The 13,871-nt window shown below is 68.6% G+C and carries 18 protein-coding genes; 12 read left to right on the top strand and 6 right to left on the bottom strand.

Annotation, left to right across the window (positions count from 1 at the left end):
* The first annotated feature begins 22 nt into the window (after positions 1–22).
* Entirely contained in the window at positions 23–205 is a 183-nt protein-coding gene (locus tag P3X83_RS26375) for a hypothetical protein (RefSeq protein ID WP_277307904.1), read from the top strand.
* Between the two features lie 82 nt (positions 206–287).
* Here the strand turns inward: P3X83_RS26375 and P3X83_RS26370 are convergent, their stop codons facing one another.
* Complete coding sequence (locus tag P3X83_RS26370; RefSeq protein ID WP_277307903.1) at positions 288–599, bottom strand: hypothetical protein; 312 nt, start codon at positions 597–599, stop codon at positions 288–290.
* 258 nt (positions 600–857) lie between these two features.
* Here P3X83_RS26370 and rpsF point away from each other — a divergent pair, with 258 nt between their 5' ends.
* The 8 genes from rpsF to P3X83_RS26330 all read left to right on the top strand — a co-directional run bounded on the left by rpsF (position 858) and on the right by P3X83_RS26330 (position 6,148).
* Entirely contained in the window at positions 858–1,148 is a 291-nt protein-coding gene (gene rpsF, locus P3X83_RS26365) for a 30S ribosomal protein S6 (protein WP_277307902.1), read from the top strand.
* Between the two features lie 105 nt (positions 1,149–1,253).
* Positions 1,254–1,820 carry a single-stranded DNA-binding protein gene (locus P3X83_RS26360; RefSeq protein ID WP_277307901.1) on the top strand — a complete coding sequence of 189 codons (567 nt, stop codon included), beginning with the start codon at positions 1,254–1,256 and terminating at the stop codon, positions 1,818–1,820.
* Positions 1,821–1,895: 75 nt separating this feature from the next.
* A complete protein-coding gene (rpsR, locus tag P3X83_RS26355; protein ID WP_061256131.1) occupies positions 1,896–2,132 on the top strand; it encodes a 30S ribosomal protein S18 in 237 nt (78 codons plus the stop codon).
* Positions 2,133–2,146: 14 nt separating this feature from the next.
* Positions 2,147–2,593 carry a 50S ribosomal protein L9 gene (gene rplI / locus P3X83_RS26350; protein ID WP_277307900.1) on the top strand — a complete coding sequence of 149 codons (447 nt, stop codon included), beginning with the start codon at positions 2,147–2,149 and terminating at the stop codon, positions 2,591–2,593.
* Between the two features lie 94 nt (positions 2,594–2,687).
* Positions 2,688–3,512, top strand: coding sequence for an SAM-dependent chlorinase/fluorinase (locus tag P3X83_RS26345; protein ID WP_277307899.1), 825 nt, complete (start codon positions 2,688–2,690; stop codon positions 3,510–3,512).
* Between the two features lie 124 nt (positions 3,513–3,636).
* Positions 3,637–4,512, top strand: coding sequence for an ABC transporter substrate-binding protein (locus P3X83_RS26340; RefSeq protein ID WP_277307898.1), 876 nt, complete (start codon positions 3,637–3,639; stop codon positions 4,510–4,512).
* Entirely contained in the window at positions 4,509–5,405 is an 897-nt protein-coding gene (locus P3X83_RS26335) for an amino acid ABC transporter permease (protein WP_277307897.1), read from the top strand. The genes P3X83_RS26340 and P3X83_RS26335 overlap by 4 nt, the downstream gene beginning before the upstream one ends.
* Positions 5,402–6,148 carry an amino acid ABC transporter ATP-binding protein gene (locus P3X83_RS26330; RefSeq protein ID WP_277307896.1) on the top strand — a complete coding sequence of 249 codons (747 nt, stop codon included), beginning with the start codon at positions 5,402–5,404 and terminating at the stop codon, positions 6,146–6,148. The genes P3X83_RS26335 and P3X83_RS26330 overlap by 4 nt, the downstream gene beginning before the upstream one ends.
* Before the next feature lie 587 nt (positions 6,149–6,735).
* On the opposite strand, the gene P3X83_RS26325 is transcribed toward P3X83_RS26330, so the two are convergent.
* A complete protein-coding gene (locus P3X83_RS26325; RefSeq protein WP_277307895.1) occupies positions 6,736–7,137 on the bottom strand; it encodes an ATP-binding protein in 402 nt (133 codons plus the stop codon).
* A gap of 254 nt (positions 7,138–7,391) precedes the next feature.
* On the opposite strand from P3X83_RS26325, the gene P3X83_RS26320 reads away from it, so the two are divergent.
* The 3 genes from P3X83_RS26320 (at position 7,392) to P3X83_RS26310 (ending at position 9,035) form a co-directional block, all read left to right on the top strand.
* Positions 7,392–8,207, top strand: a complete 816-nt coding sequence (locus P3X83_RS26320; protein ID WP_277307894.1) for a helix-turn-helix transcriptional regulator — start codon at positions 7,392–7,394, stop codon at positions 8,205–8,207.
* 13 nt (positions 8,208–8,220) lie between these two features.
* Positions 8,221–8,430: a DUF397 domain-containing protein gene (locus P3X83_RS26315; RefSeq protein WP_277307893.1), complete on the top strand. Its 210-nt coding sequence runs from the start codon at positions 8,221–8,223 to the stop codon at positions 8,428–8,430.
* Between the two features lie 140 nt (positions 8,431–8,570).
* Positions 8,571–9,035, top strand: coding sequence for a pyridoxamine 5'-phosphate oxidase family protein (locus P3X83_RS26310; RefSeq protein WP_277307892.1), 465 nt, complete (start codon positions 8,571–8,573; stop codon positions 9,033–9,035).
* Positions 9,036–9,640: 605 nt separating this feature from the next.
* Here the strand turns inward: P3X83_RS26310 and P3X83_RS26305 are convergent.
* From P3X83_RS26305 to ureC, 4 genes are read right to left on the bottom strand one after another with little or no spacing between them, the layout of a single operon-like run.
* Positions 9,641–10,630 (bottom strand): urease accessory protein UreD, encoded by a 990-nt coding sequence (locus P3X83_RS26305; protein ID WP_277307891.1) that lies wholly within the window; start codon positions 10,628–10,630, stop codon positions 9,641–9,643.
* Positions 10,612–11,241: an urease accessory protein UreG gene (ureG, locus tag P3X83_RS26300; RefSeq protein ID WP_277307890.1), complete on the bottom strand. Its 630-nt coding sequence runs from the start codon at positions 11,239–11,241 to the stop codon at positions 10,612–10,614. The genes P3X83_RS26305 and ureG overlap by 19 nt, the downstream gene beginning before the upstream one ends.
* Positions 11,242–11,252: 11 nt before the next feature.
* The gene (locus P3X83_RS26295) at positions 11,253–11,930 is read right to left on the bottom strand and encodes an urease accessory UreF family protein (RefSeq protein WP_277307966.1); all 678 of its coding nucleotides are present in this window, start codon (positions 11,928–11,930) and stop codon (positions 11,253–11,255) included.
* Between the two features lie 13 nt (positions 11,931–11,943).
* Positions 11,944–13,668 carry an urease subunit alpha gene (gene ureC, locus P3X83_RS26290; protein WP_277307889.1) on the bottom strand — a complete coding sequence of 575 codons (1,725 nt, stop codon included), beginning with the start codon at positions 13,666–13,668 and terminating at the stop codon, positions 11,944–11,946.
* Positions 13,669–13,871: the final 203 nt, after the last annotated feature.

The following is a 13,871-nucleotide window of genomic DNA, read 5'->3' as shown; positions in this document are numbered from 1 at the left end:
CCCCCACCCCAAGGAGACAGAGGTGGCTCTCTATCGGAGAGGTATCAGCCTCATCGGGCTGATCTACATGCTGGTCGGCCTCTACGTCGCGTGGACATACGACTACATCACCCCCGGACTGCTCAGGGATCTCGCGGAGGCGCTGCTCGCCGTCTTCCTGTGGTTCCTGGTGCTGCTCGGAGTCAACCTCAACCTCGGCGGCTGATCCCGCCGGGCGCGGGACTCCGGCCGGGCGCACGACGATCTCCCGCAGGGCCGTTCCGTCCTGCGGGAGGAGTTTCAGGGCGTCACGGTACGAAACCGCCATGGAAGATGCCCTGGGTGACCCCGACGAAAGAGGCCACGATGCCGACGATGTTGACCGCCCGCTCGGCCGTCGTCGCGGAGACGTACTGCGAGTACAGTCCGCCTCCGAAGCCGAGGGCCCCCGCCCATGAGGCGATGACGTGGGCCTGTGGGATGAAACCGGTGACGAACGCGACGAGCCCGCACAGTAGGGTCGCGATGCTCAGCAGGTTCTCCACCGGGTGGGAAAGCCCATCGCTGTTCAGAGTGAGCCGGAACGGCCTGCTCTGTGATGGGCCGAGCAGATGTGGCATGTACGCCACCCCCTCTGGGCAATGCGTCGGTATGAGGGGTTCCCCTGCCCGCGCCGTCGCAATCATGCGCGAGGCAACCCCGCCGGCCTGATAGCCTGGGCCTGCTGCGTTGTGCTGGGTGTTCGCTACCCGAACGGGTGCTCCCGCACCGGCACACCCGGGGTTCGGAAGGCACGCGCCCCGTGACGACACGTCAGCTACCTCCTGTCACGGCACCGTGTCGTGACCGCAACAGTCCGAAGGAGGCTCGAAGCCCATATGCGTCGATACGAAGTGATGGTCATCCTCGACCCGTCGCTGGACGAGCGCACCGTGACCCCGTCCCTCGATCAGTTCCTCGCCGTGGTCCGCAACGACGGCGGCACCGTGGAGAAGGTCGATGTCTGGGGTCGCCGGCGCCTGGCGTACGACATCGCCAAGAAGCCCGAGGGCATCTACGCGGTGATCGACCTCACGGCGGAGCCCGCCACGGTCAAGGAGCTCGACCGTCAGATGAACCTCAACGAGGGCATTCTGCGGACGAAGGTCCTGCGTCCGGACGCCCACTAGGCTCTCCTGGTCCTCAGCGGGCGGTTCCCCGGTTTTTGTCGGGGCACCGCCGTACGCTGGGCCGTAATCCAAAGAAGCCGTGCGGCAGGAAGGCGAACGCGAGCCATGGCAGGCGACACCCAGATAACCATCGTCGGCAATCTGGTCGACGATCCGGAACTGCGCTTCACCCCCACGGGGACGGCTGTGGCCAAGTTCCGCATCGCGTCCACCCCGCGGTTCCTCGACAAGCAGTCCAACGAGTGGAAGGACGGCGACGCGCTCTTCCTGACCTGCAACGTCTGGAGGCAGGCGGCGGAGAACGTCGCCGAGAGCCTGCAGCGCGGCATGCGGGTCATCGTCCAGGGGCGGCTGCGTCAGCGCTCCTATGAGACGAAGGAAGGCGAGAAGCGCACCGTCTACGAGATCGAGGTCGACGAGGTCGGCCCGTCCCTGCGTAGCGCTACCGCCAAGGTCAACCGCACGTCGCGCCAGGGTGGCGGCGGCGGTGGCTTCGGCGGCGGTCCCGCCGACGACCCGTGGGCCACGGCCAGCCCCGCCCCCTCCGGTGGTGGCGGCGGCTACGGCGGCGGCGGTGGCGGGAACTACGGCGGCGGCGGGGGCCAGGGCGGCTTCGGCGGCGGCGGCGGCGGTCAGGGCGGCGGCGACTTCTCCGACGAGCCCCCGTTCTAGCCTTCGTTCTCCTCCACACCCATCCATCCGATGACCATTCCCGTCTGACGACGGGGCTCTGAAAGGAGCACCACGATGGCCAAGCCGGCATTGCGCAAGCCGAAGAAGAAGGTTTGCCTCTTCTGCCACGACAAGATCTCCTACGTCGACTACAAGGACACGGCGCTGCTGCGGAAGTTCATCTCCGACCGCGGTAAGATCCGTGCCCGCCGGGTGACGGGCAACTGCACCCAGCACCAGCGCGACGTGGCGACCGCGATCAAGAACGCCCGTGAGATGGCCCTGCTGCCCTACACCAGCACCGCTCGCTAAGGAGGTCCGGACCGATGAAGCTCATTCTCACCAGCGAGGTCTCCGGCCTCGGTGCCCCCGGTGACGTCGTCACGGTCAAGGACGGCTACGGGCGCAACTACCTGCTCCCCCGCGGTTACGCGATCAAGTGGACCCGTGGCGGCGAGAAGCAGATCGCGACGATCAAGAAGGCTCGCTCCACCCGCGAGATCCGCGACCTGGGCACCGCCCAGGAGGTCGCTCAGCGGCTCCAGCAGCTGAAGGTGACGCTGAAGACCCGCGCCGGCGAGTCCGGCCGGCTGTTCGGCTCCATCACCACCGGTGACGTCGCCGAGGCCGTGAAGGCCGCCGGCGGTCCCGACCTCGACCGTCGCCGGATCGAGATCACCAACACGATCAAGAGCACCGGAGCCCACCGCGTGTCGGTTCGCCTGCACCCGGAGGTCTCCGCCGCCGTCGAGATCGAGGTGGTGGCCGCCTGACGGCGTGCCTGCCAGAGTGAATCATTTCGCCAAGGCCCTTCCCCACACAGGGGGAGGGTCTTTGCGTATCCGGCCCGGCCCATATGCTCGCGGTGTGTTCGTCAGCCTGTCCACCGACTTCGGGGCGTCCTCGACGGCGATCTGCGCCGGTGTCGTCCACTCCATCGCCCCGCGCGCGACCGTGCTGGTCCTCAGCGACGAGATCGGCCAGTACCGGATCGTCGAAGGGGCGATGCTGCTGCGGCGCGCACTGCCGTACCTGCCGGTCGGGGTGCACATGGGGATCGTGGATCCCGGGGTCGGCACCTCGCGGCGGCCCGTCGCCGTCGAGACGGTCAGGGGCGACGTGCTCGTCGGCCCCGACAACGGGCTGCTCGTCCCGGCGGCGGAACTGCTCGGCGGCATCGCGACCGTGCACCGGCTGGACAACCCCGATTACCGCCTGCCCCGGGTCTCCGGCACCTTCCACGGCAGAGACGTGTTCGCCCCCGCCGCCGCCCACATCGCGCTCGGCGCCGACCTCGACACGCTGGGCGTGGAGCTGGCCGCCGACGACCTGGTCACCCTGGACATCCCCGCGCCGCAGGTCGGGGAGGGCGAGCTCGTGCTGCCCGTCCTGTACACCGACGAGTTCGGCAGCCTGGTCCTCGGCGGCGAACGGGCCGACCTGTCCGCCGCGCTCGGGCTGCGCGAGCTGGCCGGCACCCGCGTCGTCGTCGCCTGGACCGGCCCGGACGGCGAGCCCCGCACCGTCGCCGTGCCCTTCGAGCACACCTACGGCGCCGTGCCCGCCGGGCAGCCGCTCTGCTACGAAGACTCCTCGGGCTGGCTCGGCGTCGCGGTGAACCAGGGATCGGCCGCCCGCCGGCTCGGGATCGCCCCCGGAGACGTCATCACCCTGCGGGCCGACCAGGGGTAAGTCATACACTCGTGCACGTTCATATAGTTCGTCTAGCTCGTCTGGCTCGTCCGTCCCGTTCGTCGCCCGTTGGTTCGCCGCCCGTTGGTTCGCCGCCCCCCTTGATCCCCTCGCGGAGGCCGTCATGGTCCGCCCTTCCCCGCTCCTGCTCGCCCTCGGCGCGTTGGTGACGGCCGCAGTCGCGTGCGCACCCGTCAACGACACCACCAAAGACGCCGCCACGGTGGGCGGGTCGCCGTCGGCCGCCGCGTGCACCAAGGACGCCCTCACGCTGAAGACCCCCGGCAAGCTCACCGTCGGCACGGACAAGCCCGCCTACGACCCGTGGTTCAAGGACGACGACCCGTCCAACGGGCAGGGCTTCGAGAGCGCGGTGACGTACGCGGTGGCGCGTGAGCTGGGGTTCGCCAAGGAGGCCGTGGAGTGGGTCACCGTGCCCTTCGACGTCTCCTTCGCCCCCGGGGCCAAGAAGTTCGACTTCGACGTGAACCAGGTGTCGATCACGCCGGAGCGCGCCAAGGTGGTGGCGTTCAGCGACGGCTACTACACGGTCAAGCAGGCCGTCGTCACCGTCGAGGGATCGAAGATCGCGGGGGTGAGCGACATCGCCGGGCTGAAGGACGCCGTGGTCGGCGTGCAGGTCGGCACCACGTCGCTGCAGGCCGTCCAGGATGTGATCAAGCCCAGCAAGCAGCCCAAGATCTTCAGCCAGCAGGTGGACGTGGTGAACGCGCTGAAGAACAAGCAGGTCGAGGCCATCGTCGTGGACCTGCCGACCGCCTTCTACGTGACGGCCGCGCAGGTGGACAAGAGCAAGATCGTCGGACAGTTCGGCTCCGGCGGCGGCACGGCCGAGGAGTTCGGGCTCGTCTTCGAGAAGGGCAACGCCCTCGCCGCGTGCGTGGACCAGGCGATCGGGCGGCTGAAGTCGTCCGGCGAGCTTGAGAAGATCGAGAAGGAGTGGCTGGGCTCCGCGGTCGGCGCGCCGGAACTGACGTGACCCACGCCGGTATGGGCCGGGACGCGGACGCCGGCTTGGGCCTGGACAAGGACAAGGGCGGCTGGGTCAAGAGCGAACGGCAGCACGAACGCGAACGGCAGCGCCGCAGGCACGCCTTCCGGTCCGGATCGGTGGCGACCGCCTCCACGTTCGTCTTCTTCGTCCTGGTCGCCCTCGCCGTCACCAACGCCCCCGGCTGGGAACGCGTCCAGACGACCTTCTTCAGCGCCGAGGCGTTCACCAAGGCGCTGCCCGACGTGCTCGACGGCTTCTGGAACAACGTCATGATCTTCCTGATCGCCGAGCCGTTGATCCTGATCCTCGGGTTGCTCATCGCGCTGATCCGCCGCCTCACCGCCCCCGTGTTCCTTCCGCTGCGGATCCTCGCCGTCGTCTACGTGGACGTCTTCCGCGGCGTGCCGACCCTGCTGGTGATCCTGCTCATCGGGTTCGGCCTGCCCGCGCTGGAACTCCAGGGCGTGCCCAGCGACGAGATCACGCTCGCCGTCATCGCCCTCACCCTCTCCTACAGCGCCTACGTCGCCGAGGTCTTCCGCGCCGGAATCGACACCGTCCATCCCAGCCAGCAGGCCGCCGCCCGCTCCCTCGGCCTCACCCAAGGCCAGGCGATGCGCTTCGTGGTGCTGCCCCAGGCCGTGCGGCGGGTGGTCCCGCCGCTGCTCAACGACTTCGTCTCGCTGCAGAAGGACACCGCCCTGGCCTCCACCATCGGCGTCGTCGAAGCCCTGCGGCAGGCACAGATCCACGCGAACCGCGACTTCAACTACACCCCGTACCTGGTGGCAGCGCTCGTGTTCATCCTGCTGACGATCCCCATGGCCCGCCTCACCGACCACCTCGCCGCCCGCACCAGAAGGCGGCGAGGCGCATGACCCCGCCGCCGGCGCCGCTTCTTGAGATCGAGAACGTCTGGAAGCACTACGGCGACCACAGCGTGCTGCGCGGCATCGACCTCACCGTCCAGCCCCACCAGGTGATCTGCCTCATCGGCGCCTCCGGCTCGGGCAAGTCCACCCTGCTGCGCTGCGCCAACCTGCTGGAGACCGTGGACGACGGCGCCATCCACCTCGACGGCGAAGAGATCACCGCCGTCCGCGCGAACCCCGACACCGTCCGCCGTCGCATCGGCATGGTGTTCCAGGCGTACAACCTGTTCCCGCACATGACCGTGCTGGAGAACATCTGCCTGGCCCCGCGCCGCGTCCACCGCACCAACCGGGCCGAGGCGGAGGCTCGCGCCCGCGACCTCCTCCACCGCTTCGGCCTCGCCGACAAGGCCGACGCCTACCCGGACCGCCTCTCCGGCGGCCAGCAACAGCGCGTCGCCATCATCCGCGCCATCGCCCCCGAACCGAGACTCCTGCTCCTGGACGAGGTCACCTCGGCCCTCGACCCGACCCTGGTGAGCGAGGTCCTGTCGGTCATCCGCGAACTGAAGGCGGGCGGGATGACGATGATCCTGGCCACGCACGAACTGGGCTTCGCCAGGGAGATCGCGGACGTCGTCTGCTTCCTCCACGACGGCGTCCTCCTCGAACACGCTCCGCCAGACATCCTCTTCACCAACCCCAGCCACCCACAGACCCGCGCCTTCCTGGCCGGCACCCTCGCCTGACCGCTTGGGGTCCGGCTCAGGTCTCCGCCTGTACGGCAAGCAGCGCTACCCCCCGACGGCCGTGCGCAGTGACCGTCCTGTGCCCGAGCGCTTCTCAGGCGTGGTCGCTTCTCGCCGTTACGGCACCGGCTAGGAGAGGTCCCTCCTTGAAAGGCCCCTTCCCGGGGTGATCGCCCGTGCCGGTGCTGGTCTGACCGTTACCCACCCGCCGCCCCCACCGCCCCTTCGGGGCGTTGCCCCCCACCGGGGGCGGCCCAGCGCTCCGCGCGGCCACGCCACCCCCCGGGCACCCGCTCCGGCCGCACTCCGCTCCCGGCGGAGCAGTGCCGTCAAAGTGGCACGACCGCATAGGCGGTGGCCAACGTAAGACTCGGACGAACGACGCGGGCAGGGTGGTAGGTCTCACGCCTGCCCGCGCCCCACGGGCACCGGCTGCCCGTGATCTACGGCGCGGCGGCACCGCTCTCTCTCAGCACCACCGCGCCTGCTTCTGAGGAGAACGCTCACACGCCAGGCGTGCCTGGAAGGGGCACGCTCTACGGGTTTGGCGTATTCCGCCATGGTCTGGCCGGTCACTCGCCCTGGCATCACGCTGCGCGTACCGCCAGATCCGCCCACACGATTCGGCCCCACGTGCACTCATCCACGCCCCAAGCGACGGCGAGGTGTTGCACGAGATCCAGGCCGCGCCCTCCAGTGCTCTCGGCACTCACATGCCGCACATGTGGCATACCTCCGCCTCGGCCGGGATCGATCACGGCGAGGCGTACGCCATCGGTGATCTTCGTGACTATCAACCGAAGACGCTCGCCTGGCCGTGTGCTGCCGTGGACAACCGCGTTCGTCACCAGCTCACTGATGACCAGGACCACGCTGCACTCGTCGTTCGCGTAGCCGTGCACGTTGAGCAGCGCGTGCACAAAGGCCCTGGACACTGGGACCGATGACGTGGCAGTCGGAAGATGTACGGCACCTAGGAACTCAGGCATCTCGTCTCCTCATCGGGGACCCAGGCCACGTCCATGGACTGTCGACCGACGCGCATCATCCAAAGACCTCCAATCCCGGTCGCAGGCTCTTCGAGGAACTGCCATGCTCATATCGGCCAAACCGTACGCATGGCTTTGTCGTGCAGCCCTGCATCTTGCAGTGCTCCACAATAGAGCCATGTGTGAGTGATGGGAGGGGAAAGTCGTTGACTGCAGGGCATGGTGTGGTGCGGAGCCGACAACTGATTGCCAACTTGAAGCGCCTACGCGAACGAGCGGAGCTCACGCAGGAGGAGGTCGCCAAACGTCTGGACTGGCACCACACCAAGGTGTTCCGCATCGAGACGGGACGCACCGCGCCACATCCCAACGACGTCCGCGTACTCTGCGGCGTGTACGGCCTCGCGGACGCCGCGCAGGTCGAGGCTCTGGTTCAGCTCGCCAAGGAGAGCCGCAAACGTGGGTGGTGGTACAGCTACAAGGACATCCTGCCGAGTCGCTACGAGTTTCTGATCGGACTGGAGCAGGAAGCGAGCGTCATCCAGACATGGGAACTGGCGGTTGTTCCCGGTCTACTTCAGACCGAGGATTACGCTCGCACGCTCATCCGCGGTGGCCCACTGGAACTGGACCCGGACGAGGTGCAACGTCGGCTGGAAGTCCGCATGACCCGTCAGCGGGTGCTCGCCAAGCCGGATCGGCCGCGACTCTGGGTGCTCCTCGACGAGGCCGCTGTTCGTCGGGTGGTCGGCGGGCCGAGCGTCATGCGAGGCCAGTTGGAAGCGCTGATCACGGCTTCCAAGGCCGGGAAGACCACCATTCAGGTCGTGCCCTACGGCGTGGGCGCGCACCCGGGGACGGCGGGGTCTTTCATCGTCCTGGGATTCGCGGAGCCCGGTGAGATCGATGTGGTCTACATGGAGACCATCGGTGGATCTCTCTCCGTGGACAAGCCTGACGAGGTCCGGCACTTCACCGCCGCCTTTGATCACCTGCGTGCAGTGGCTCTGAGCCCCGATGACACCCGCGCTATGCTGGTCGCAGCTAGAGACATTTTGCTCAATAGGTGATAATAGGTGATGAATGACCCGCTTAGACCTGTCAGCTGCAGAATGGCGCAAGAGCACCCGTTCGCAGCAGAACGGGGCTTGCGTAGAGGTGGCACTGGCGTCCGGGTGCGTGGCGGTGCGTGACAGCAAACAACCAGGTGGCGGCCCGTTCCTTACCTTTAGCCCGGCAGAATGGCAATCCTTCATCGCGGCCGTGAAGAGTGGGCAATTCGACCTCACGTAGCCGAGGTTCTTCTGACGGGTCGGGTCGACCCAAGAAGCCGAAGCCTGGCCCGCCTGTCTCTACAGTTGGCATCATGCAGGGGTACACCCGCCGCGTGAGCGGGATTCGCTCGCTTCGGGGCTGTTGTTGGTGATGGGGTTGTGACCACGCCACGGGCGCTGCTGGAGGAGTACGTCAGCGGCGGCAAGGTGATGCAACTGGCCACGCTCACCGGCGGCATGCCCCGCGTCTGCACTGTCTGGTATCAGGCAGCCTTCCGTCCTGACCGGCTGCGCTGGATCTCCCGCCACGACCGGGAGCACAGCCGTGCCATCGCCACCGACCCGAACGTCGCGGGCGTGATCGTCACCATCCCACTCGACACGCTCGGACAGAACGTGCGAGGAGTGTCCTTCACCGGTCTCGCCAGGGAGCTGCCCGTCGTCGGTGCGGACGCCGAGGTCCACGCCTTCACCGAACGCTGGCCTGCGGCGGCAGCGGCACTCGACGCCATGCCCACCGGCCCCACGCGGCTGTACGAGGTGGTAGTGGAGGCATGGGTGGTGTTCGACGAAGAGCACTTTCCTCCGCCCGCCAACCCACGCCAACCCGTCCCCGCCGAATGAAGCGCAGGGGAGCGGGAGCTGGTGTTGGGCCCTGGCAGGCGTGAGACCTACCACCCTGCCCGCGTCGTTCGGAAAATGCCTGTTCTCCGTTCGCGACGGAGAACAGGCATTTCCCGAACAGCCCAGCCGTGGACATAGAGAGCCCGCGGGCTCTCCTTCTTCGCCTGTCCGAATCCGACGACTACCTGCTCCTCGGTGAACGCCACGCGACTGCGTTGCTATTGACGGCACCGCCCTTCGCCGGAACTGGAGTGCGGCCGGGAGCGGGCGCGGGGAGGGGCGTGGCCGCGCGGAGCGCTGGGCCGCCCCCGGTGGGGGGCAACGCCCCGAAGGGGCGGTGGGGGCGGCGGGTGGGTAACGGTCAGACCAGCACCGGCACGGGCGATCACCCCGGGAAGGAACCTCTCAAACACGGCCGTTCAAACACGGCCGTTCAAGTAGAGGACCCCTTCCAGCCGGTGCCGTGACGGTGAGAAGCGACCACGCCTGAGAAGCGCTCGGGCACCGGACCTTTGCCATGCACGGGCGTCGGGGGGTACCGCTGCTTGCCGTACAGGAACGGGCTTCAGCATGACCACGGCGCGGCGTTCATCGGCCCTGAGGTGCTAGAAGCGGCGGCGGTCCGGAGTGGGGGAGCCGGTTAGGAGGTGGCGGGTGGCGGTCCAGAGGCGGGTGATGGTTTCGGTGATCTCGGGGGATTCGGGGGCCAGGAGGCGGACCCAGGCGCCGGCGCCGTTCGGGAGGACGCTCGCGCCGGCCGTCACGTCGCCGTTCGCCGTGGCGACCTCGTGCAGGAGGTCGGCCAGGTCGGTGGCGGGGACGGCGGAGGTCATCGCGTAGAAGGTGGACATCGCGCCGTGGTCGCCGAAGGTGGCCGGTCCGTGCACGGGGTCGCGGCCAGGTTCGAGGTGGATGGAGTCGGTGAACAGCAGCCGCCCGTCCGGGGCGTGGGCCGTGAGGTCGTTGCAGTAGGCGGTGTAGGCGTGGCGCTCGCCGTGGGCCAGCCGTCCGGCGAGGACGGTCTCCGCCGTGACGGCGCTCGCCGTCGGGTCGAGGTCGAGCGTGACCCGCTGGTAGAAGCGCGAGTCGACGTAGGGGATCACCGGGTCCGGCAGGTATTCAAGGTAGGCGCCGGGGCCGGCGCGGAGGGTGACGAGCTGGGTGGCGTAGTCCTGTTCCATCCGGTAGATCTTGGTGGCGGCCTGGGTGGTCAGGTGCACGGAGGTGTCGGCCTCGCAGGTGAAGTCGAACCGGTAGCGGTCGCCCTGGACGATGCCGCCGCCCGCCGTCATGAGGATCACGTACGGTATGTCGGGCCGGGCGAGGTCGTAGTAGAGCGGCCGCATGATCTGCAGCGGCGACTTCTGGTAGTGGCCGACCAGTTCGGTGCGGTCGCCGCGCCGGGCGAAGATCAGGTCGAGGACGCCGACCTTTCCGGGGCTGCCGACGGGGAGCATGTCGAGCGGGCCGCCGTGCCGGGCGACGCTCTCGGGGATGTCGTCGATCGTGTACCGGTCGGCCGCCAGGCGGTCGGTCACCGAGCCCGTCAGGTTGGTCGCTGAGCCGGTGGGGTCGGTCACTGGGCCGGTGAGCATTCGACCGCCCTCCTGCTGTTCACGAACGCGGCGACCTCGGGCACTCCGGCCCCGGTCAGGCAGTCGGTGAGGATCACCGGGCGGCCTTCGCGGACCCGGTGGGCGTCGCTTTCCATGATCCCCAGATCGGTGCGCACGTATCGCGCGATGTCGGTCTTGTTGATGACCAGCAGGTCCGAGTCGGTGATGCCCGGCCCGCGTTTCCTCGGCATCTTCTCGCCTTCCGCCGTGTCCAGCACGAACACGTAGACGTCGGCGAGGGCGCGGCTGAAGGTGAGGGTGAGGTTGTCGCCGCCGCTCTCGTAGAGGAGTGTGTCGATGTCGGGGAAGCGGTCGAGCAGCTCGGCCCCGGCGGCGAGGTTCATGGTCGGGTCGTCGCGGACTGCGGTGTGCGGGCAGGAGCCGGTCTCGACACCCACCACCCGCTCCGGCGCGAGCACCCCGGCGAGGGTGCGCCGGACGTGCTGGGCGTCCTCCTGGGTGTAGATGTCGTTGGTGACGATCCCGACGCTGTGTCCGTGTTCGATCAGCAGCGGGGTCAGCGCCTCGATCAGGGCGGTCTTGCCGGAACCCACGGGGCCGCCGATTCCGATCTTCAGCAGGTTGTCCATGCGGATGCCTTTCAGGTGGTGAACAGGCGGGCCTCGGCACGTTCGTGACCAGCGGCGACGGTGTCGGCCATGAGGGCCGAGGCGTGCAGGTCGCGCGGGCCCCGGGCGGCGAGGGCCAGGTCGGCGGCCCGCCGGATGGCGGGTGCGGCGCCGTGCAGGACGGCCTGCGCCTGCCGGAAGTCCAGTGCCCCGAGGCGGACGGCCGCGCCGGTCAGGCTGGCCGCGAACGCGTAGAGGTCGCAGGTCACGGCGTCGGCGACCGGTACGCCCAGCGCGGCGTGGACGGTGCCCACCACCACGGCGTGGTTTCCGGGCGCGTCCCCGCGCTCGACCAGCTCGGCCAGCCGTCCGATCGCCGGGTGGCCGAAGACCAGCGCGGCGGTCTGGAGCACCTGCCGTCCGGTGCGGACGGCGGCGGCGCGCACCTCGCGGTTGAGCTTCATGGCGTGCAGGCGCTTGTCCACCTCGGCCACCGTGTCCCAGTCGTCCGCCGTGACCGCCCGGTGCGTCAGGGCCAGCGCGGCCCCGTCGCCGGGGCCCGCCGAGTGCGTCAGCAGGTCGGCGAGCAGTCCGGCGACGTCGGTGTCACCGGACCGCAGGTATCCCTCCAGCCCGTGCGAGAGCGTGTAGAGGCCGCTCGGGAACGCCGAGTCGGTGAGCTGGAGCGCGGCGAGCGGGATCCCGCTCATCTCGGGCACCGGCTCACACCATGTAGAAGAGGTGGTTCAGCGGCAGCTCGGTGGCCGGTTTGATGGCGGCGTGCTCGCCGTTCACCGTGACCTTGTAGGTCTCCGGGTCCACGGTGATCGTGGGCAGCTCCGAGTTGCGGATCATGTGCCGCTTGTCCACCGAGCGGGTGTGCCGGACGCGGCCGATCAGCCGTCGCAGGCCCAGCTTCTCCGGCACGCCCTCGCTGATCGCCGCGTCCGACATGAAGGTCACGGTGGTCTTGGACAGGGCCTCGCCCATCGCGGCGTACATGGGACGGTAGTAGACCGGCTGCGGTGTGGGCAGTGAGGCGTTCGGGTCGCCCATCTGCGCCCAGCTGATCATGCCGCCCTTGACGATCATGGCGGGCTTGGCGGCGAAGGACGTGAACGGCCAGAGCACGATGTCGGCCAGTTTGCCGTCCTCCAGCGAGCCGACCGTGTCGGCGATGCCGGTGGTGCGGGCCGGATTGATGGTCAGCTTCGCCAGGTAGCGGAGCACCCGGAAGTTGTCGTTGCGCGGGGAGTCCTCGGGCAGTTTGCCGCGCTGGTCCTTGCAGTGGTGGGCGACCTGGAACGCCCGGGTGAACGTCTCTCCCACGCGGCCCATCGCCTGGGAGTCGGACGAGACCATGCTGATCACGCCCATGTCCTGGAGCACCGTCTCGGCGGAGATGGTCTCCGCCCGCACGCGGCTGTCGGCGAACGCGACGTCCTCGGGGATGTCGTGGCTCAGGTGATGGCAGACCATCACCATGTCGAGCAGTTCGTCGATGGAGTCGGCGGTGTAGGGGAGGGTCGGGTTCGTCGAGGACGGCAGCGCGTTCGGCTCCCCGGCGATGCGGATCAGGTCGGGGGCGTGGCCGCCGCCCGCGCCCTCGGTGTGGAAGGTGTGGATGGCGCGGCCGTTGATCGCGCTGATCGTGTCCTCCAGGTAGCCGGACTCATTCAGGCTGTCGGAGTGCAGGGCGACCTGGACGTCGAAGACGTCGGCCACGCTGAGCGCGCAGTCGATGACGGCAGGGGTGGCCCCGAAGTCCTCGTGCACCTTCAGCGCGCAGGCCCCGGCTTTGATCTGCTCCTCCAGCGAGCCGGGCAGGCTGCTGTTGCCCTTACCCATCAGGCCGACGTTGATCGGCAGGGCCTCGATGGCCTGGAGCATCCGGCTGAGGTTCCACGGGCCGGGTGTGGTGGTGCAGCCCCGGGTGGCGTCGGTGGGGCCGGTGCCTCCGGCGATCAGCGTGGTGATGCCGTTGCTCAGGGCCTGCCTGGCCTGCTGGGGCGCGATCATGTGCACGTGCGGGTCAATGGCGCCGGGAGTGGCGATCATGTTCTCGCCGGAGATGAACTCGGTGCCCGCGCCGATGATCAGGCGGCGGTCGACGCCATTCTGGGTGTGCGGGTTGCCGGACTTGCCGATTCCGACGATCTTGCCGTCCTTGACCCCGATGTCGCCCTTGACGACGCCCAGGACGGGGTCGAGCACCACGGCGTTGGTGATCACCAGGTCGAGGGCGATGGTGGCGTTCCTGGCGCTGGGGTCGGCGGACATGCCGTCCCGGCAGGTCTTCCCGCCGCCGTAGACGGCCTCGTCGCCGTAGTGGCCGGCGGTGTAGTCCTTCTCGATCTCGATCGTCAGGTTGGTGTCCGCCAGGCGTACGCGGTCGCCGACTGTGGGGCCGAACATGTCCACGTACTGTTTGCGGTTCATCGTGGCCATCTGCCGTCAGCCCTTCTTACCTCTGCCGCCCTTGGCGGCCGGTTTCCGCGTGGACGCCTTCACCGACGCCTTCACCGACGTCTTCGCAGTGGACGCCTTCGCGCTCGACACCCTCGCGCTCGGCGTTCTCGCGCTCGATGTCCTCGTGCTCGACGCCTTCGCGCTCGACGTTCTTGCACTCGACGTCCTTGTGCTCGGCGTTC

This window comes from Spongiactinospora sp. TRM90649 (genome assembly GCF_029382225.1).
Classification (GTDB): Bacteria; Actinomycetota; Actinomycetes; order Streptosporangiales; family Streptosporangiaceae; genus Spongiactinospora.
This window is presented reverse-complemented; position numbering and strand designations above follow the sequence as displayed.

What these genes read in the sequence shown, in the direction of transcription:
- P3X83_RS26370 (WP_277307903.1), bottom strand. Translation starts at nt 599, where the DNA reads ATGCCACATCTGCTCGGCCCATCACAGAGCAGGCCGTTCCGGCTCACT.
- rpsF (WP_277307902.1), top strand. Translation starts at nt 858, where the DNA reads ATGCGTCGATACGAAGTGATGGTCATCCTCGACCCGTCGCTGGACGAG.
- P3X83_RS26360 (WP_277307901.1), top strand. Translation starts at nt 1,254, where the DNA reads ATGGCAGGCGACACCCAGATAACCATCGTCGGCAATCTGGTCGACGAT.
- rpsR (WP_061256131.1), top strand. Translation starts at nt 1,896, where the DNA reads ATGGCCAAGCCGGCATTGCGCAAGCCGAAGAAGAAGGTTTGCCTCTTC.
- rplI (WP_277307900.1), top strand. Translation starts at nt 2,147, where the DNA reads ATGAAGCTCATTCTCACCAGCGAGGTCTCCGGCCTCGGTGCCCCCGGT.
- P3X83_RS26340 (WP_277307898.1), top strand. Translation starts at nt 3,637, where the DNA reads ATGGTCCGCCCTTCCCCGCTCCTGCTCGCCCTCGGCGCGTTGGTGACG.
- P3X83_RS26330 (WP_277307896.1), top strand. Translation starts at nt 5,402, where the DNA reads ATGACCCCGCCGCCGGCGCCGCTTCTTGAGATCGAGAACGTCTGGAAG.
- P3X83_RS26325 (WP_277307895.1), bottom strand. Translation starts at nt 7,137, where the DNA reads ATGCCTGAGTTCCTAGGTGCCGTACATCTTCCGACTGCCACGTCATCG.
- P3X83_RS26315 (WP_277307893.1), top strand. Translation starts at nt 8,221, where the DNA reads ATGACCCGCTTAGACCTGTCAGCTGCAGAATGGCGCAAGAGCACCCGT.
- P3X83_RS26305 (WP_277307891.1), bottom strand. Translation starts at nt 10,630, where the DNA reads ATGCTCACCGGCCCAGTGACCGACCCCACCGGCTCAGCGACCAACCTG.
- ureG (WP_277307890.1), bottom strand. Translation starts at nt 11,241, where the DNA reads ATGGACAACCTGCTGAAGATCGGAATCGGCGGCCCCGTGGGTTCCGGC.
- P3X83_RS26295 (WP_277307966.1), bottom strand. Translation starts at nt 11,930, where the DNA reads ATGAGCGGGATCCCGCTCGCCGCGCTCCAGCTCACCGACTCGGCGTTC.
- ureC (WP_277307889.1), bottom strand. Translation starts at nt 13,668, where the DNA reads ATGGCCACGATGAACCGCAAACAGTACGTGGACATGTTCGGCCCCACA.